This window comes from Pyrococcus kukulkanii, assembly GCF_041647995.1.
Lineage (GTDB): Archaea > Methanobacteriota_B > Thermococci > Thermococcales > Thermococcaceae > Pyrococcus.
Window position 1 is genome coordinate 141826 of the sequence record NZ_JARRIB010000003.1, and the last position, 17706, is coordinate 159531.

Consider the following 17706-nt stretch of genomic DNA (forward strand, 5'->3'; position numbering starts at 1 on the left):
AAAAATTGTTTGGGGAGAATAATGGAATCTGAAAAAATAGTGAAAGCATTGAAAGAAGGAAGATTATATGAAGCGAAGGGTTTGATAACTAAGGAAATAGACATGCTAAGCGACGAAGAACTAAAAGAAGTGCTAGAAGTAGCGGAAGAGAAAGCCAGGGAGTACGAGGATCTCGAACTGTACAAGATCGTTACGTACTACTATGCAGAGTTCCTCGGGATTGATAAGCTTGTAGAGTTCGAAGAATTTGCAAGGAAAAAGGGATTCGAAGGACTAATGGAACTTGCTGATCTTTACGACCTTTTAGGCTTTCCAGAAAAAGCCCTAGAGACTTACAGGGAAATTCTCAAGAACGAAAGAGATCCAGAAAAACTTGGAGAAGCATACTTTGGAATTGCAACAGTTCATGAAGAACTGCAAGAATACGACAAAGCCTTAGAGATGATCAAAAAAACCATAGAAAACCTTGAGAAATCTACCAATAGGGAAAAGTTGCTTAGGGCTAAAATCTATGAAGGATATCTGATCTTTGAGGCTGGAGAGAAAGTTAAGGCCAAAGAAAAGCTGGCAAGATTATTGCCAGAAGTTCCAAGAGGAGAACTTAAGGCTCAAATTCACTTAGCCTTTGAGGAGATATTTGAGGATGAAGAAAATTACGAAGCGGCAATGCAAGAGTGCCTATATGCCCTCCTCGAAGCTAGGGGAACAAATTTCTTTGAGATCGCCTTTGACAGTCTTGTAGATTTAATCTGGCAACTTATGCTAGAGGATGACTTCGAGGAGATATATAATTCAATGCCAATGTTTAAGGCCGCAATCCCCGAGTTTGAAGGATTCTTTGAAGGTGTTAGGAGAATAGCCCTGTACAAGGATGGAAAGATTGGAAGAGAAGATGTGAGTGAGATAATAACCAAGGTAAAGGATGAGAGACTTGCCTCCATTCTAGAATTCCTGGGGGAGGCCGAGCTATGAGGATGTTAAATTACGATGCCGCGATAGACAGGATAGTCCAGTTCATCAAAGAGAAGGCCAGCCCAGGGGTAGTTATAGGAATAAGTGGAGGAGTCGACAGTGCAACAGCTACATACCTCGCCGTGAAGGCCTTAGGGAAGGATAAGGTTCTCGGCCTAATAATGCCGTACTATGAAAACCAAGACGTTGAGGACGCAAAGCTAATTGCCGAGTCCCTAGGGATAGAATACAGAATTATTAACATTAGGAGTATTGTTGATGCCTTCCAGAACTCTCTAAATCTTAATCTTGGCAAAAAAGCCCTTGGTAACATAATGTCCAGAACAAGGATGATAATACTTTACGCACATGCGAACTCCCTGGGAAGGATAGTCCTTGGAACGAGCAACAGGAGTGAATTTCTAACGGGCTATTTCACGAAGTGGGGAGATGGAGCTAGTGATTATGCACCTCTCATAAACCTATACAAAACTGAGGTTTGGGAGATAGCCAAGAGAATTGGCGTTCCCGAAAGGATAGTCAAGAAAAAGCCTTCAGCTGGACTTTGGGAGGGACAAACAGATGAAGAGGAACTTGGGATAAGTTACAAACTTCTCGATGAAATTCTCTGGAGATTAGTTGACCTAAAAATGTCAAAAGAAGAAATCGCGAATGAACTCGGCATTCCTGTGGAAAGGGTAGAGCACGTGGAAAAACTTGTAAAGGGTAGCGAGCACAAGAGAAGGTTGCCCCAGGGACCAAGCTTCGAAGACCTCATATCAGGGCCTTAAGGATTTCCAGCCTTCTCTTGCTCATTAACACTTTTGGATGCTTCATTAAGGCCTTAACAACCTCAAGGTAGTTCCCGCTAGCTAGCCTCTCTAAATCAGCCCCGCCCAGTAATTGAACGAACACATCTATGTCCTCATCCGTAAGCTTCTCCATTACCCTCCTCAGCTTTAGCAACTTCTCCATCCTTGGCCCCTCCCTTTCCCACCACTCCTTCGTGTAGTTCTTGAGCAACTCCATGTTTTCCTCCTCCAGAGCCTTAACAATCCATCTTGCAGCCATCGTTGCGGCCTTCATGGCCTCGTACATCCCACCACCATGAACTGGATTAACCTGCCTCGCCGCATCTCCAACCACAAGAACATTACCCTTAACTAACTCCTTAACGAAGCCTCCAACTGGAACTAAACCAACGTTGACCTCGAGAATCTTGTTTCTGGGTATGTTATTTTCCTTGAGCCACTTGTCAAGGTAGTACTTTGCCGTTTTCTCATTATCAGAGTTGATTCCAATACCCACGTTGGCCCTATCCTCATCTTTGGGAAAGACCCAAACGTAACCTCGGGGAGCTATCTCATTGCCAAACCACAGGTGAATTAAGTCAGGATCGTAGCCCTCTATCAACATTTCATATTCATAAGCAGAATCAAACTCATGTGGTGGGGCATATGTGTTTATTCCAGCCCTTCTCGCCACAGTACTTTCAACGCCGTCAGCTGCAACTATTACATCAGCTTTAATCTCCAAAGGTTCGCCCTCATGCTTGGCTTTCACGCCAACTATCTTATCACCATCCCTCAGAACGTCAATTACCTCGGTTCTCGCTAGAACTTCAGCCCCAGCCTTGGCAGCGTAATAAGCGAGCATCTTGTCGAACACTTTCCTTTCAAGTATGACACCGCTAACATCCTTATACCTAAGTTCCGCGGTGTAACCGCTTGGAGAGTAAATCCTTGCCCCATAAATCTCCCTATTAATGAACCTCTTGTCATAAGGAATTTCAAACTCTTTGAAAATGTTAATGTTTATTCCCTCGGCGCACTGTTTTGGAGTTCCAATTGCAGGCTTTTTATCGACTAGAAGAACGGAGAAACCAGCTCTAGCCACGTTCCTGGCAACGATAGGGCCAGCTATACCCGAACCAACGACGACAACGTCGTATCTCATTCTGACACCTCCTTATAGCTTAAGGCTCCTACGGGACATGCCTTAATGCATATCATGCACGAAATACACTTGTCTTCAAGAAAATGCCAAGAGGAGGAGACTTCAATTGCAAGGGTCGGGCAAACACCTGCACAACCACCGCAAAGGTAACATTTGTCTTCATTCACCTTCACCAGGATTTTCCTCCCCATTGTTACCACCCTCGATTATCTTTGCCTCATCGAGAAGAACCCTACCATCATTTATCATTTTTACTGGGATGAACCGCGACATCTCCTCGATTTTCTCCCTAACCTCTCTTTCCTTAAGGTTCAATCTATCGCTGAGCTCCTCTATCGTGGCTTCACCATTTAGGAGGAGGTAATGCAAGATCGCCAGCTGAGTCATATCCCCAATTGTCTTTAAGTATTCATCCTTTATCATCCTAATCAGTTTATTCCTGTAAGCTTCAACGACCCTGAAAGCCTCCAAAATTTTTCCTAGCTCCCTGTTCGCCTTTAAGAACTCGGAGAGCATTTCACTTAATCCTTGGGGATTTTCCTTTAAGGAAGATAAGTTCACATGGAAGTCCTTAAGCTCAGCCCCATCCAAGTTAAAGCCCTTGTACCAGAACATGTCAGGGGTTAGGGTTAGAACGTATGACTTTGCTATTGAAATCCGATAGTACTTCTTGGTCGGCCCTATGAACCTCTCCTCCTTCTCGTACGACTGAAGAATGCCTTCCCTCTCCATAATTTTAAGGTGCTTGGCCACTGCGGTGGAGGAAACGGTGACTCTACTGCTGAGAAGGCTGAAGTAACATTCGGTACACGTTAAGTGAGACAGCAAATCCCTCCTAACCTTGTTCCCCAGGATATAAAATACGTCAGGTTCCATATTCACCACCTACCCACATGTGTGGCGCAAAGCTTATATATTGTGCATTCAACCTTCGGTTGACAACCTTGATTAAAGCCAACTTTAGGTTTGCTAATTAGCGTTATAAACGTTTAGATGGAGGTGAGAGGAATGGGACTAATTAGTGACGCTGACAAGAAGATAATTAGGGAGGAATTCTTCTCAAAGATGACCAATCCAGTTAAGCTCATCGTCTTCATAGGAAAGGAACACTGCCAGTACTGTGATCAGTTAAAGCAGCTCGTTCAGGAGCTTTCAGAGCTATCTGATAAGTTAAGCTACGAGATAGTGGACTTCGACACGCCTGAAGGTCAAGAGCTGGCCAAGAAATATAGGATCGACAGGGCACCAGCAACGACCATAACCCAGGATGGAAAGGACTTTGGTGTAAGGTACTTCGGCCTTCCAGCTGGACACGAATTTGCAGCGTTCCTAGAGGATATAGTCGACGTAAGCAATGCACAAACAGACCTAATGCCCGAGAGCAAGGAAGAGCTTGCAAAGATTGGCAAAGACGTTAGGATACTCGTCTTCGTAACCCCAACATGTCCCTACTGTCCACTGGCAGTTAGAATGGCTCACAAGTTCGCAATAGAAAACACGAAGGCAGGAAAAGGCAAGATACTTGGTGACATGGTTGAGGCCATTGAATATCCAGAGTGGGCTGACCAGTACAACGTGATGGCCGTTCCAAAGATAATCATCCAGGTAAACGGAGAAGACAAGGTTCAGTTCGAGGGAGCTTATCCAGAGAAGATGTTCCTAGAGAAGCTCCTCGCCGCCCTCAGCTGAAACTTTTTATTATTAATGCCAAGGTTAACAGGCCCAAGGGGATGCTTCTGTTTAGCTTTAAAGTCCTCTCAATTTTTGGAGTCGGATAACCACTAACTATTCTTGCGCTTATTGAAATTTGGAAGTCCTTCATCCTTACGATGAGCTCAAGGCCATACCCCTTCCTCTTCCACGGATACAGGAAGGGCACCACACCGGAAAAGGCATCCAAAGCCAGATGGAAAGCAACTCCAACTGCAAACATCTTTAGCCATGGGAGAAGGAGAGATAAAAGCGCTAGAGGAATTAGAAAGAGGAGCGAGTGAAGGTAAGAGCGGTGCTCCTTAGCGAAAACATCAAAATCGGGAAACACCGAGCCAAGTATGAGCATTATCAAGTTAAGGGGACCAGGGTTTAAGAAAGAGAGGTAAGCTATAGTTGGAATCGAAGCGTGCTCAATTGGATCCATGTTCTCAAATTTCCCGGTTGACTTATAAGCATTAAGCCTTAGGAAGAGAGCTAGCCTATACACGGCTGATAACAGAAATAAGTGCGAGAGGAAACTGTTTTAAGCTGCAAAATTGTTCTTTACCTTAGGTGCGTGAAAGATGGCCGAAGAGGTCAGGGAAGTAAAAGTTCTTGAAAAGCCTTGGGTTGAAAAGTACAGGCCTCAAAAGCTTAATGACATTGTTGGACAAGAGCATATCGTTAAAAGGCTGAAACACTACGTTAAAACAGGCTCAATGCCTCATCTACTCTTCGCTGGGCCTCCTGGCGTTGGAAAGTGCCTAACGGGAGATGCAAAAGTCATAGCCAACGGAGAACTAACAACAATTGGAGAGCTTGTTGAAAGGCTCAGCGGCGGAAAGTTCGGTCCAACACCAGTAAGGGGTTTGACAGTACTAGGTATCGATGAAGATGGCAGGTTGAGAGAACTTCCAGTGGAATACGTATACAAGGACAAGAGCAAGGAGATCGTTAGGATAAGGACGAGGCTTGGAAGGGAGCTGAAAGTTACCCCCTACCATCCACTACTTGTAAACAGAAAGGATGGAAGGATAGAGTGGGTCAAAGCCGAAGAGTTAAGGCCTGGGGATAGGTTAGCAGTTCCAAGTTACTTACCAGCTAAGCTTGAGGAGAGCGAGGTTGCAGAATGGCTCGGCTACTTCATGGGATGTGGAAAGATTGAAGAGGGGTGGATAGTCTTTAATGGAGATACCAAGTTCTTTGAGCTAACCAAAAAGCTGTTTGAAGATGCCAAGATAGTTGGGAACAGGGTAAAGTCCAAAAAGGCTCTTGAGCTTGTGAAGAACACAAACAGAATTCCAAGAGAAGGCTGGCTGGGCCTAGCTTCATTCTTAAAGGCTTACCTAAGATGCAGAAGGAAAGGCAACGTTATTTACGTCGGTAACAGAGAGCTTGCTGAGGAGATAGCTTACGCATTAACTGCAATCGGTTATCTCGTTGAGGTTAGGAATGAAAATGTCATAATTCACAAGAACGTTGGAGCTACCCCAAGGATAAGTGAGAAGATAATCGAAAAGTTAAAGAAGAGGCTTAACATTTCAGCATCAGATCCCTGGGAGATGCTGAAGCAGATTTACTACCGCGTTGAGAGAAACCCAAAGTTACTCAAGGATGAAGAGATAAGAGAAGGGATAGCATACATAATATTCCTAGCCCAAAACGAGCTCCTGTGGGATGAGATAATTAGCGTGGAAAAGCTTACTGGAGAGTTCATAATATACGACCTCCATGTTCCAACTTACCACAACTTTATAGGAGGTAACCTTCCAACGGTTCTCCACAACACAACAGCCGCTTTGGCCCTTGCGAGGGAGTTATTTGGCGAAAACTGGAGACACAATTTCCTTGAATTAAATGCCTCAGTTTCAAAAGACACCCCCATACTGGTTAGAATCAACGGCAGGATTTTGAGAACAACATTTGCGGAACTTGATAAGATGTACTTTGACGATGACGATGGGGAAGTGTCGTACAAGGACGTTGATAACCTTGAAGTGTTGACAGTCGATGAAAACTATCGCGTCAGATGGGCCAAGGTCAGCAAGATAATCCGCCACCGCGTTCCCGTAATTCTAAGGGTGCACTTGGAGGGAGGAGGAAAGCTCGAGCTAACTGGAAATCACTCAGTTATCGTTCTCACTGAAAACGGCCTCGAAACGATAAAGGCAAGCGAGCTTAAAGAGGGCTCAATACTGCTGAGCTTCACGACCAATCTCGAGGGCTTCTTGGATATCCTCGACCTTACCGAGTACAGCGTGAGGGAAACATCAAGGACAAAGATATTCAATGAGCTATCGGTTGATGAAGAAATCTCCTACATGTTGGGTCTCTACGCGGCTGAAGGTGCCGTCGGATTCAGAGGAGAAACCTCAGGTCAGGTTATCTACACCCTCGGAGCCCACGAAAAAGAACTAATAGATAAGGTAAGGGACTTCGCAGAAAGGCTAGGAATCAGCGTCTACGAGAACTACATCTCCTCAGGGTTCAATAGATCAAGGAAAACTGCCTACCAGGTTAGGCTCCTAAACACGCAACTGGCGAAGTTCTTTGAACAGAGCTTCTACGACGGAGAAGGAAGGAGGGCAGAAAACAAGAGAGTTCCTGGGTTCGTATTTGAGTTCCCAATCCATGAGAGAATAGCATTCCTGAGAGGGCTCGCGGATGGCGATGGAAGTAGAGAGTGGGAGAGTGTAATCAGGATATCTTCAGTTTCAAGGGACATGCTAATAGACGTCGTGTGGCTCGCGAGGATTTCTGGAATAGAAGCAAGCATATTCGAGCGTGAGGCCAGGCTGATATGGAAAGGTGGCATGAAGTGGGCAAAAGCAGAGTTGCTCCCAGCGGAGCCGATAGTTAAGATGCTCAAGAAAATCGAACATGCGATAGAGGGTAACTGGCACTACGAGCTAAGGCACCAGCTCTACGAGGGGAAGAAGAGAGTCAGGAAGGAAACACTAAGAAAAATCATAGACATGATAAACGAGGACAAACTGAACGAGGGCGAGAGGAGAATTCTCGAAACTCTGAAGAAGCTTGCCTACACAGATCTACACGCCCTAATGGTGAAGAAGATTGAACTAGTTGAGTACAACGACTTCGTTTACGATGTTAGCGTCCCAGGAAACGAGATGTTCTTTGCAGGCGAAATACCAGTTCTCCTTCACAACTCAGACGAGAGGGGTATAAACGTCATTAGGGAGAAGGTGAAGGAGTTTGCAAGGACAAAGCCCATAGGAGGAGCGAGTTTCAAGATAATATTCCTTGATGAGGCAGATGCACTAACCCAGGACGCCCAGCAGGCCTTAAGGAGAACAATGGAGATGTTTTCGAGCAATGTAAGATTTATCCTAAGCTGTAATTTTTCCTCACGTATAATCGAGCCCATCCAGTCGAGATGTGCCATATTCAGGTTCAGACCGTTGCGTGATGAAGATATAGCGAAAAGATTGAGGTTTATAGCCGAAAACGAGGGGCTAGAGCTGACTGAGGAAGGCCTGCAGGCGATCCTCTACATCGCTGAAGGCGACATGAGAAGGGCGATAAATATCCTACAGGCTGCCGCAGCTTTGGACAAGAAGATAACAGATGAGAACGTATTCATGGTAGCCAGCAGGGCCAGACCGGAAGACATCAGGGAGATGATGCTCCTAGCGTTAGAGGGCAACTTCCTCAAGGCTAGGGAGAAGCTGAGAGAGATTCTCTTAAAGCAGGGGCTGAGCGGAGAAGACGTTCTGGTTCAGATGCACAAGGAGGTCTTCAACCTGCCGATAAGCGAGCCAAAGAAGGTCCAACTAGCAGACAAGATAGGCGAGTACAACTTCCGTCTGGTTGAGGGAGCAAATGAAATGATTCAGCTCGAGGCCCTGCTTGCCCAGTTCACCCTAATAGGCAAGAAGTGATGGAAGATGCCAGAGCTTCCCTGGGTTGAGAAGTACAGGCCAAGAAGGCTGAGCGAGATAGTTAATCAGGAGGATGCCATTGAGAAAGTAAAGTCGTGGATAGAGAAGTGGCTCCACGGTAATCCGCCAAAGAAAAAGGCCCTACTGCTGGCAGGACCCCCAGGAAGCGGCAAAACCACCACGGTATATGCACTGGCGAATGAATACAACTTCGAGGTAATCGAGCTGAACGCGAGCGATGAGAGGACTTACGAGAAGATAGCGAGGTACGTGCAGGCAGCGTACACCATGGACATCCTGGGGAAGAGGAGGAAGCTGATATTTCTCGATGAGGCGGACAACATAGAGCCCAGTGGGGCAAGGGAGATTGCAAAGCTGATAGACAGGGCGAGGAACCCAATAATAATGGCGGCGAACAAGTACTGGGAGGTTCCAAAGGAGATAAGGGACAAGGCAGAGCTAGTGGAGTACAAGAGGCTCGGCGTTAGGGATGTAATGAACGCCCTTATAAGAATCCTAAAAAGGGAAGGGATTACTGTCCCAAAGGACATCCTGTACGAGATAGCCAAGAGATCCAGCGGTGACCTAAGAGCTGCGATAAACGATCTGCAGACCGTTGTAGTTGGAGGCTACGAGGATGCAAAGCAGGTTCTAGCGTACAGGGATGTAGAGAAGACGGTGTTCCAGGCGTTGGGTCTGGTGTTCGGGAGCGACAACGTGAAGAGGGCGAAGATGGCTACGTGGAATCTTGATATGACGCCGGATGAGTTCCTGCTGTGGGTAGATGAAAATATTCCACATATGTACCTCAAGCCGGAAGAGATGGCAAAAGCCTACGAAGCAATAAGCAAAGCTGACATTTACCTAGGCAGAGCCCAAAGAACGGGGAACTATTCACTGTGGAAGTACGCGATAGACATGATGACCGCTGGAGTTGCAGTGGCAGGAACGAAGAAGAGAGGCTTCGCCAAGTTCTACCCACCAAACACCCTAAAGATGCTAGCGGAAAGTAAGGAGGAAAGGTCGCTCAGGGATTCTATCATAAAGAAGATAATGAGAGAGATGCACATGAGCAAGCTTGAGGCCATAGAGACAATGAAGATCATCAGGACGATATTCGAGAACAATCTAGATTTAGCGGCACACTTCACGGTATTCCTAGGATTGAGCGAGAAGGAGGTTGAGTTCCTAGCGGGTAAGGAGAACGCGGGGACAATATGGGGGAAGGCCTTAGCGTTGAGGAGGAAGCTCAAGCTAACTAAGAGGGAAGAGGAGAAGGTTGAAGAAAAGGTGGAAGAGGAAATTGAAGAGGAAACAGAGGAAGAAACTGAGGAAGAAGAGGTTGAAGAAGAAATAAAGGGGAAGGAAGAGAAGAAAAAAGAAGAAAAGCCCAAGGAAAAGAAAAAAGGGAAGCAGGTTACACTTTTCGACTTCCTGGGGAAGAAATGAGCTCTACTCTACATTTCCTCTTTTCTGCTCTTTTGCATACCTAAAATCCCAAGCTAAGAATGAATGAACAATACCACGATGGTTCTACATTACCTATTTCCAGTAGGGCTCCCTCAGCAGAATTGCCTTCCTGAATATTTCAACTAAATCTTCATCACTGGCACCTTCCCTCATGGGCCCCAGGATATCTATTAAGTCGTCTTTCCTAAGCAGACAAGTCTTAAGGTACCCATCGGCCGTCAACCTTAGTCTCGTGCAGTTCATACAGAAGGTAGTGTTGTGCATCGACCTTACAACTTCAACTTCAACGATTTTCCCATCAACTGGGAGGAAGTACTTCCTCCTCCTGTGCATCCTCCTCTCCCTTATCTCTACGGCCAATTTCTCGAACTCTTCCTCCAAGGGCTTTAAGGGATAGAAGAAGTCCTTGAAGAATTGGGAATCTTCCATCTCCCTGGGGACCTCTATCTCTATCAGTTGAAGGATCGCCCCGACTTCCCCGGCGAACCTTATCATATCCCAGATCTCGTCATCATTAATCCCCTTCATAACCACCATGTTGAGCTTTACGGGATGAAAAAGCCTTGTAGCCTTTCTTATTCCCTTCAAAACTTGATCAAGAACGTCAAAGCCGGTAATCATTTTATACTTCTCTCTGTCAAGCGTGTCGAGGCTTATATTTACTCTATCAAGGCCAGCCTCCTTGAGCTTTTCCGCTAGGGTGTAGAGGGTCGTCCCATTAGTCGTGAGCGAGAGGTCAATGACGTAGGGCCTAATTTTTCTAATTATCTCCATGATATCTGATCTTATAGTAGGCTCCCCACCCGTGAGCTTCACCTTCCTAATTCCCAAGCGGGAGGCTATCCTCACTATTCTCTCTATCTCCTCAGGAGTCATCCTTCGCTCTCCGTCAAGCTGTCCCTCCCTGTGGCAGTAGAAGCAGTTTAGGTTGCACTCCTTTGTTAGTGAAATCCTTAGATTTGTCACGGGCCTTCCGAACCTGTCTATCAGCATTGCAACCTCCAAGATGACATGCAAAATGATAAAAATAAGCGTTTGCGTTAACGGTTTTGTTTAATCTCAACGTCGGCACACACCTTGTAGACGTGCGGCTTATAATCTGTTATCTTCTTTACCTTAACCGAGCACTCTTTTCCCTGCCCTTTGCACTCCTCAATTATTCTATCCCTGAAGGCCTCAATCTCATCTTCGTGAATAAAGTCGTAGTAGTGGAGGTACTTCTTAGCTTTAGATAGGGTCAAGGATAGGGCATCTACACCTTTTGGCGTGGGGCTTATAACCCTATCAAACTCTGGGAGTTCCTGGAGAACCTTGAACACGTCTCCATGTATTACCTCAATTTTACCTTTAAGCCACCTCTTGTTGAGCTCGATGTTTTCATAAGCTAGCTCAACGGCCCGAGGATTGAGCTCTACGGCCGTGATTTTAACCTCCCTCATTCTGGCTATAACTAAAGCATATGGAAGAACCCCTGCAAAAGGCAACAATATCTTCTCCCCATCCCTCACAAGTTGGGCTATTCTGTACCTCTCACCTTTCATCCTGGGATTAAAGAACACGCTAGCGAGATCGATCTTAATCAGAACCCCATTTTCCTTATGAATCGTTTCAAGCCTGTCTTCACCCCAAATGACTTCAAGCTTTCTAACCCTGTACTTTCCTTCGTGAAAACCCCTCCTCGCAATAACTTTCACCTGGGGGTAAAGCTTTCTTAGTGCTCGGGCTATTAGCTCAACCTTGTCCATGAGCTCTTCAGGAATTGTTATCACGGCTATATCCCCAATCACGTCAAGTCTTCCTAGCCTCTCCACAATATCTTTAGGGAGCAGATCCGCAAGATTCTTGTATATCTGCCTCTCCGGCCTCATAGGTAGGCTTATATCAACAACCTCCAACCCCAGGGATTTCGCCAATTCGCCATTTGTCACTGGAAAGAAAACATAGTTACCATCTCTAATCGGTTTTCTCTTGCCATCGAGCAGATCCTTCTCCTTTAGAATCTCGAGAACTTCCTTGGCTCTTCTCTTCTCCACCCTCACCGCCACCAACGTTTTGCACCCCCACAATTCCGAAGAGGCCCTGGGGAAGTAGCCTTGAGAGCACCTTTTCCACCGAAGCTTCAGGGAACTCCTCCCTCAGCACGTTAAACTCCCTTTCCCCTATCACCTCAGGGCTGGTTCCAATTATGAGGAAGCTGCCGCTCATTAGAACATGATCCTTAAGCGTGAACAGGAATTTTGCCACGGCCTTGAACTCGTTGTACAGCAGTAAAAATTCAACACAATCAACGACTACAACCCCCTTACCCTTAACCCCAGAGAGGAACTTTATGATCTCATTGAGCAACCTGTGGAGATCTGTAGGGCTGACGCCATCCCCAACCCTGCTCACCCAGATAACCTGAACTCCCCTTCTTGTGGAGTCGGGCCTCTTCCTAGTTATCAGCAGTACGGGTATTCCAGAGTCTGAAAGTGTGTGGACGAGGAACTCAATGTCCTTATCCCTCCTAATTATATAAGCCCCTCCAGTTCCTCTTCTCTCCTTGCCCGAGAAGGCTATTATGTACTTCACAGCCTCACTTACTAGGAGAAGGTAAGATGTCATTATAAGCACGGCCGCGGGCATCCAGTAATTGCCGTGATACGTTGCCTCAAGGACTATGAAGACCCCTGAAAGGGCCAACAGAAGAAGGGAAACTATAACTATTCTGATGAATCTTTTGATTTCCCCAACTAGGCCCCTCTCGAGCGGAAACACATACATCACTATCGCTAGAGACAGTAGTGTAACTATTATCCCAGACACAACCCCTATCATTGCACTTATTATTTTGGCGGTGGAGGGTAATATCATTTTGGGAAGAAAATTGATATAGTTAACCGCCGAAATATAAACAGGGGGTCATTTTGATCGAAAAGTTAAAAAATCTCAGGACACTTCACAGGGGCTTTGAGGAAAAATTGCCGCTGTTGAGGGACTTTCAGGCGCTGAGCGAATGCTACCAAATTCTAAACAAGGAAATACAGATTTTGTCGGAGATCGGTGACGAGGCCTTTAAGCTGGGAAGGGAGTTTGAAAGGTACGTTCAAGAGTCCTTAAGGCTCATTGTGCAGATGAAAGGGCTAATTGAGGATGCGTTGGCGACCTTCAACGAGGGGGACAGATTGGAGTTTTCAATCAGAAAAATTATCCAGTTTAACAGAAACTACGATTACATACTGACTGAAAACCTCAACTCCATGATTACCTATGCAGAATTCATGGAGATAATGGATAAAGGCGGCATCCCCTCCCACTTTATGGAGAGAATCTCAAGGGCAGAGAAAATCGTTAAGGATTTCACCCTCCTGATAAAGTTCTTAAGGCTTCTCTATGATAGGCCCTCAGACATATTTAAGGTAGAATTCTTGCTGAGAACGCTGAACGCTCAGGGGCTTAAGTGGGTTGAAGTGAGGCATCTAGAGCGAGAGACTGGAATTCCGAGAGATGAAATTCGAGATATACTGGAGGCATTAACGCTCATTGGGATAACGGAGAGGATGGAAAGAGGTGGTGAAAGTGTCTACAGAGTCAGAGATAGCGGTGAGGATTAGGGGGATTTATAGCACGGCCCTAACGAAGCTCTTCCTCGACAGGGGCTTTAAGATAGTCCAGCCGAGCGATGTTATTGCCGAAAGGCTCGGCATCGAAAAGAGCTACGAGGACTTTGACGTGGACATATACGACAAGAACCACGGGATTACAATCGTTGGAACGAAGGTTGAGGAAGTTAAGAAGGTTTTAGAGGAGGAGTTCATTGACGTATTTTTCAGGAAGCTCCCCTACAAGCTCTACGGGATATACAAGGGAATAGTTGTAAAGAGGGACGAGAGGTACGTTTACGTCGACATAGGAAACGCCATTGGAACAGTTTTAATAGAAGAACTCCCAGATGCTACGGAAGGAGATGAAGTCGTGGTTCAGGTTAAGAAGCACAACGTTCTCCCCCACCTCAGCGTTCTTATAACGATCCCTGGGGACTACGCGGTGTTAATTCCAAAGCCCATAGGAGTTCAGAGGCACGTAAAGATCTCAAGGAAGATAAAGGATCCAGAAGAGAGGGAGAGGCTTAGGATACTCGGTCTGAGCGTTGATCTCGGTGAGTGGGGAGTTCTCTGGAGAACGGCGGCAGCCTACAAGGACTGGAACACTTTGAGAGATGAGCTCGTAAGGCTGTCAAAGATAGCAGACAGGCTTAAGGAAGCAGACAAGTACTCAGCGCCAGCCGAGATCATAGAGGGAAGGGAAATCTACGATGTGGAGTTCGGGGGAGGAACGAAGAAGAAGCTCGACGAGATAAGGCACAAGGTAGTTCCAACCATCGAAGGGCACCACCAATTCAAGTCTTACGATCCTGAGTTCACCTTAGCCGTTGAAGTTGCCGAGGGGATACTTGCGAAGATGCCTTCCCAAAGGCAGAAGGTTAGTGAAGGCTTCATAGAGGCCGTTGTCACGAATAAAGGGCCAAAAGTTGGCTGGCTCTTCACGCTGAATCACGTTAAGCCAGATGGCCAGGTGATAAAGATAGGCCCAGGAGAGATAATAGAGGTTTCAACGAACCCGCTTAAGGTGAAGATGAAGAGGTTCCTCAGGCCCGGGAAGTTCTACGATGGACTTGAGATACCGATAGAGCATGGGGACTATGCGATAACTGAGATAGAGGCTGGAAAGTGGTGGTTCGTGCACAGGTACTATGATAAGGAGGGCAATTTAAAGGGAGAATTCTATAACATAAACACTCCAGTTGAGATTTATCCGGACAAAGCAAGGTACATTGATCTTGAAGTTGACATCGTCAGGTGGCCCGATGGAAAGAAGGAGATAATCGACAAAGACAAGCTCAAGGAGCACTACGACGATGGGATAATAAGCGAAAGACTATACAAGGCCGTTCTAAAGATAACCCAGGAAGTCTTCGACAGGATCTGACTTTTCTTATATTTTTGATAAAACCTTAAATATTACTAATTTGGTAATATACTCGATGGGTAATATGTTTCACGATAGGGAGCGCGAGCTCGAAAAGCTCAACGAAATTTATTCTTTCCCGAGCTCAAGCTTTGTGGTAATCTACGGAAGGAGAAGGGTAGGGAAAACTACCCTCGTTAAAGAATTCTTAAAAGACAAGCTCGGTCTCTACTTCTTCGTTAGTGAGAAAGATGAAACCCTGCTTCTCGAGGAATACCTCCAAGAAATTGAGGACAAGCTTTCCCCCCACATCCCACGGTACATAAAACTGAAGTTCACGTCGGTAGAGGAGATGATCGATTTCCTACTTGAATTTTCACAAAAGAAAAAGCTAGTAGTTGTTTTTGATGAGTTTCAAAACTTCAGGACAGTAAAACCTTCTCTATTCTCATCACTTCAAAAACTCTGGGATGAAAAGAAGGAAAGCTCAAATTTGATGTTAATAGCGGTTGGTTCATACGTTGGCATGATTAAGCGCATCTTTATGGACAGAAAAGAGCCACTCTTTGGTAGAGTTGATGAATGGATAAAGCTTAAGCCCTTCGATTTTTGGAATTCTTGGATCTTCGTGCGGTCACGCATCAATATAAGTCCGGAAGACTTCGTTGAATTGTATTCAGCACTGGGTGGAATGCCAAAGTATCTCCTCTACCTTCCGCGCTATCATCGGGGAGATGTATTTAACACGTTGAAAGCCCTATTTTTCGATGAATTTGCCCCACTCAGAGAGGAAGGCCTAAACGTCCTCAAATTAGAGTTTGGGAGATTTTATAGGGCATACTTTTCAATTCTTGAGGCCGTGAGCCTGGGCTACGTCACGCCTAAGGAGATAAGTGACAAGACTGGAATGAAAATTCTGACCGTGGGGAAATATCTAAGCGAGCTAACTAATAACTATGAATACCTGATGAGAGAAGTTCCCGTCACCGAAAATCCGCTGAAGACGAGGAAAGTCGCATACAGGATAAAGGATGAGTTCTTCAACTTCTGGTTTAGGTTCATCTATCACAACTACACGATGTTGGAGGAAAATCCTGAGAAAGTCTTTGAGAAATTTAAAATTGAATTTAAGCCCTTTGTCGGCAAAACTTACGAGAAGATAGCCCAGGAATTCGTGAAAAAACTTGATCTTGGCTTTAAACCCGAACGTGTTGGCAGATGGTGGCACAAGAGAGAGGAAGTGGACATTGTAGCGTACAACAGACATAATGTTGCGTTATTTGAGGTAAAGTGGAGGGATCTAAACCTAAAAGATGCAGGGAGAATTTTAAGAGAGTTAGAGAGAAAAGCAGAGCTACTCCCACTTAAAGGTACCTATATGTTTGGAATAATAGCAAGAAGGATTGAGGATAAGGAAGAGCTAAGGGAGGAAGGAGTCCTAGCTTTTGACCTTAGAGATATCATTCGCTAACATCCTCTATCCCTTTATCGGTAATCTTGAAGTAGACCATCGTTCCCTCGGGCTTAAACCTGTGCCTCTCGAGAACGGCAACCCTTACCCCAACCCTCAGCCTCTCGAACCTCACTATATCCTTTGTTTTGTAGCCCAAGGTGTGCTCGGCTATCGGTCTCAGGGTGTTGGAGTTCGAGTCATAGTACACTTGATTTACGACTATTACAGCAACGTTCTTCCTTCTAGCAAGCCATTGGAGAACCTGAAGTTGCTTAGCTAGATCACCGTGATCTTTACTGCCCTCTGACCTGTAGTGAGCGGTAATTGAATCCACAACAACTAGGGAGAACTTATCATTAACGACAGTCTTGAGTTTGGATATTACCCGCCTTTGCTCCTTAAAATCCAGGGGCTCAAAAAGTATGAACTTCTCCAAAGCCCTCTGCGGATCCAGCCCCCTGCTCTCAGCCATCTGCTTCAATCTCTCGGGAGAGAAACCACCTTCGGTGTCGATGTAAACAACCTTCCCCTCATTCAAAAGGCCAACCTGCATTGCAAAAGTCGTTTTTCCAGTGGCAAAAGCACCGTAGACCTGCAGGATAACTCCCCTAGCTACGCCTCCCCCAAGCAACTCATCTAGAGCCTTAACCCCCGTAGTTAGCATCTCTGAAACCTCATACCTCAAAGCCCTCATAGGGCTTGAGATCCTTTACAAGAACCCAAACGCGCCTCTTAACCAATTCCTGCTTAAAGCCTTCAACGTTTCCCGAGCCGTAAGTTCCGTAGTGCATTGGAACGACGATCCTTGGCCTTATTATGTCGATTATATCCACCGCCTCCCTCTCGCTCGCAGTTGATCTCCCTCCTATTGGAACCAATAATATGTCAACCCTTCCCCTAAGCCCCTTGAATGTGGGACTGTAGTACGTATCCCCAAGGTGTGCAACGCTCTTTTCGCCTTTTATGAGGTAGCCCAAGGGGTACTGGCTCGTTGGGTGTTCGGTGTAGAAGGCTTCAACCTCAACATCCCCAACATCAAATGTCTGGCCCGCCTTAACTTCCCTGACCTTCGTGAGGCCATCGCTTATTGCCATGAGGTAAACAGTTTTCGGCCCTATTACTTCAGCGTCATTAAGCCTCGCTATTAGGGGAGTTTTGCCGTAATGATCTATGTGCTCGTGAGTTATAAGGATGTAATCAACTTTCTCCATCCTGTCCTCATCTACATCAGGATAAGGATCTATCAGAATGCTCACGCCTTTCGTCTTCACGAGAAAGCATGCGTGACCGTACCAGACTATCTTCATTGGCCAAGCCTCCAGGGAATTTATTCTC

At 45.8% G+C, this 17706-nt stretch carries 17 protein-coding genes; 8 read left to right on the plus strand and 9 right to left on the minus strand.

Going from position 1 to position 17706, the window contains the following annotated elements:
• The first annotated feature begins 21 nt into the window (after positions 1-21).
• Together P8X24_RS07065 and P8X24_RS07070 are read left to right on the plus strand one after the other, a co-directional pair.
• Positions 22-972 (plus strand): tetratricopeptide repeat protein, encoded by a 951-nt coding sequence (locus P8X24_RS07065; RefSeq protein WP_372914860.1) that lies wholly within the window; start codon positions 22-24, stop codon positions 970-972.
• Positions 969-1742, plus strand: coding sequence for an NAD+ synthase (locus P8X24_RS07070; protein ID WP_372914862.1), 774 nt, complete (start codon positions 969-971; stop codon positions 1740-1742). Before P8X24_RS07065 ends, P8X24_RS07070 begins: the two co-directional genes overlap by 4 nt.
• On the opposite strand, the gene P8X24_RS07075 is transcribed toward P8X24_RS07070, so the two are convergent.
• The 3 genes from P8X24_RS07075 to surR are packed head-to-tail and all read right to left on the minus strand — an operon-like array spanning position 1726 to position 3783.
• Positions 1726-2907 (minus strand): geranylgeranyl reductase family protein, encoded by a 1182-nt coding sequence (locus P8X24_RS07075; protein WP_372914864.1) that lies wholly within the window; start codon positions 2905-2907, stop codon positions 1726-1728. The two genes, P8X24_RS07070 and P8X24_RS07075, sit on opposite strands and share 17 nt — an antisense overlap.
• On the minus strand, positions 2904-3098 hold the full coding sequence (locus P8X24_RS07080; RefSeq protein ID WP_372914866.1) for a DUF362 domain-containing protein: 195 nt from the start codon (positions 3096-3098) through the stop codon (positions 2904-2906). The genes P8X24_RS07075 and P8X24_RS07080 overlap by 4 nt, the downstream gene beginning before the upstream one ends.
• Positions 3067-3783, minus strand: a complete 717-nt coding sequence (gene surR / locus P8X24_RS07085) for a sulfur metabolism transcriptional regulator SurR (protein WP_372914868.1) — start codon at positions 3781-3783, stop codon at positions 3067-3069. The genes P8X24_RS07080 and surR overlap by 32 nt, the downstream gene beginning before the upstream one ends.
• Positions 3784-3915: 132 nt before the next feature.
• Here surR and pdo point away from each other — a divergent pair, with 132 nt between their 5' ends.
• A complete protein-coding gene (pdo, locus tag P8X24_RS07090) occupies positions 3916-4596 on the plus strand; it encodes a protein disulfide oxidoreductase (RefSeq protein WP_372914870.1) in 681 nt (226 codons plus the stop codon).
• Here pdo and P8X24_RS07095 read toward each other — a convergent pair.
• A complete protein-coding gene (locus P8X24_RS07095) occupies positions 4589-5044 on the minus strand; it encodes a metal-dependent hydrolase (protein WP_372914872.1) in 456 nt (151 codons plus the stop codon). The genes pdo and P8X24_RS07095 overlap by 8 nt on opposite strands.
• A gap of 139 nt (positions 5045-5183) precedes the next feature.
• Between P8X24_RS07095 and P8X24_RS07105 the strand changes: the two genes are divergently transcribed.
• Together P8X24_RS07105 and P8X24_RS07110 are read left to right on the plus strand one after the other, a co-directional pair.
• Entirely contained in the window at positions 5184-8501 is a 3318-nt protein-coding gene (locus tag P8X24_RS07105) for a replication factor C small subunit (protein WP_444851863.1), read from the plus strand.
• 6 nt (positions 8502-8507) lie between these two features.
• Positions 8508-9950 (plus strand): replication factor C large subunit, encoded by a 1443-nt coding sequence (locus tag P8X24_RS07110; RefSeq protein ID WP_372914873.1) that lies wholly within the window; start codon positions 8508-8510, stop codon positions 9948-9950.
• Positions 9951-10043: 93 nt separating this feature from the next.
• Here the strand turns inward: P8X24_RS07110 and moaA are convergent, their stop codons facing one another.
• The 3 genes from moaA to P8X24_RS07125 are packed head-to-tail and all read right to left on the minus strand — an operon-like array spanning position 10044 to position 12788.
• On the minus strand, positions 10044-10964 hold the full coding sequence (moaA, locus tag P8X24_RS07115; protein ID WP_372915332.1) for a GTP 3',8-cyclase MoaA: 921 nt from the start codon (positions 10962-10964) through the stop codon (positions 10044-10046).
• A gap of 47 nt (positions 10965-11011) precedes the next feature.
• Positions 11012-12019 (minus strand): tRNA (guanine(37)-N1)/4-demethylwyosine(37)-methyltransferase Taw22, encoded by a 1008-nt coding sequence (taw22, locus tag P8X24_RS07120; protein WP_372914875.1) that lies wholly within the window; start codon positions 12017-12019, stop codon positions 11012-11014.
• Entirely contained in the window at positions 11925-12788 is an 864-nt protein-coding gene (locus P8X24_RS07125) for a DUF835 domain-containing protein (RefSeq protein ID WP_372914877.1), read from the minus strand. The genes taw22 and P8X24_RS07125 overlap by 95 nt, the downstream gene beginning before the upstream one ends.
• A gap of 89 nt (positions 12789-12877) precedes the next feature.
• Here P8X24_RS07125 and P8X24_RS07130 point away from each other — a divergent pair, with 89 nt between their 5' ends.
• From P8X24_RS07130 to P8X24_RS07140, 3 genes are read left to right on the plus strand one after another with little or no spacing between them, the layout of a single operon-like run.
• The gene (locus P8X24_RS07130) at positions 12878-13564 is read left to right on the plus strand and encodes a hypothetical protein (protein ID WP_372914879.1); all 687 of its coding nucleotides are present in this window, start codon (positions 12878-12880) and stop codon (positions 13562-13564) included.
• Positions 13530-14939, plus strand: a complete 1410-nt coding sequence (locus tag P8X24_RS07135) for a DUF402 domain-containing protein (RefSeq protein WP_372914881.1) — start codon at positions 13530-13532, stop codon at positions 14937-14939. Before P8X24_RS07130 ends, P8X24_RS07135 begins: the two co-directional genes overlap by 35 nt.
• A 55-nt stretch (positions 14940-14994) precedes the next feature.
• Entirely contained in the window at positions 14995-16389 is a 1395-nt protein-coding gene (locus P8X24_RS07140; protein ID WP_372914883.1) for an ATP-binding protein, read from the plus strand.
• On the opposite strand, the gene radB is transcribed toward P8X24_RS07140, so the two are convergent.
• Both radB and P8X24_RS07150 read right to left on the minus strand, forming a co-directional pair.
• Positions 16379-17035: a DNA repair and recombination protein RadB gene (radB, locus tag P8X24_RS07145; RefSeq protein WP_372914885.1), complete on the minus strand. Its 657-nt coding sequence runs from the start codon at positions 17033-17035 to the stop codon at positions 16379-16381. The two genes, P8X24_RS07140 and radB, sit on opposite strands and share 11 nt — an antisense overlap.
• A 10-nt stretch (positions 17036-17045) precedes the next feature.
• Complete coding sequence (locus P8X24_RS07150; protein WP_372914887.1) at positions 17046-17678, minus strand: MBL fold metallo-hydrolase; 633 nt, start codon at positions 17676-17678, stop codon at positions 17046-17048.
• Positions 17679-17706 lie beyond the last annotated feature (28 nt).

Coding starts and splice junctions, on each gene's coding strand:
- P8X24_RS07065 (WP_372914860.1), top strand. CDS start 22: ATGGAATCTGAAAAAATAGTGAAAGCATTGAAAGAAGGAAGATTATAT.
- P8X24_RS07070 (WP_372914862.1), top strand. CDS start 969: ATGAGGATGTTAAATTACGATGCCGCGATAGACAGGATAGTCCAGTTC.
- P8X24_RS07075 (WP_372914864.1), bottom strand. CDS start 2,907: ATGAGATACGACGTTGTCGTCGTTGGTTCGGGTATAGCTGGCCCTATC.
- P8X24_RS07080 (WP_372914866.1), bottom strand. CDS start 3,098: ATGGGGAGGAAAATCCTGGTGAAGGTGAATGAAGACAAATGTTACCTT.
- surR (WP_372914868.1), bottom strand. CDS start 3,783: ATGGAACCTGACGTATTTTATATCCTGGGGAACAAGGTTAGGAGGGAT.
- pdo (WP_372914870.1), top strand. CDS start 3,916: ATGGGACTAATTAGTGACGCTGACAAGAAGATAATTAGGGAGGAATTC.
- P8X24_RS07095 (WP_372914872.1), bottom strand. CDS start 5,044: ATGGATCCAATTGAGCACGCTTCGATTCCAACTATAGCTTACCTCTCT.
- P8X24_RS07105 (WP_444851863.1), top strand. CDS start 5,184: ATGGCCGAAGAGGTCAGGGAAGTAAAAGTTCTTGAAAAGCCTTGGGTT.
- P8X24_RS07110 (WP_372914873.1), top strand. CDS start 8,508: ATGCCAGAGCTTCCCTGGGTTGAGAAGTACAGGCCAAGAAGGCTGAGC.
- moaA (WP_372915332.1), bottom strand. CDS start 10,964: ATGCTGATAGACAGGTTCGGAAGGCCCGTGACAAATCTAAGGATTTCA.
- P8X24_RS07125 (WP_372914877.1), bottom strand. CDS start 12,788: ATGATAGGGGTTGTGTCTGGGATAATAGTTACACTACTGTCTCTAGCG.
- P8X24_RS07140 (WP_372914883.1), top strand. CDS start 14,995: ATGGGTAATATGTTTCACGATAGGGAGCGCGAGCTCGAAAAGCTCAAC.
- radB (WP_372914885.1), bottom strand. CDS start 17,035: ATGCTAACTACGGGGGTTAAGGCTCTAGATGAGTTGCTTGGGGGAGGC.
- P8X24_RS07150 (WP_372914887.1), bottom strand. CDS start 17,678: ATGAAGATAGTCTGGTACGGTCACGCATGCTTTCTCGTGAAGACGAAA.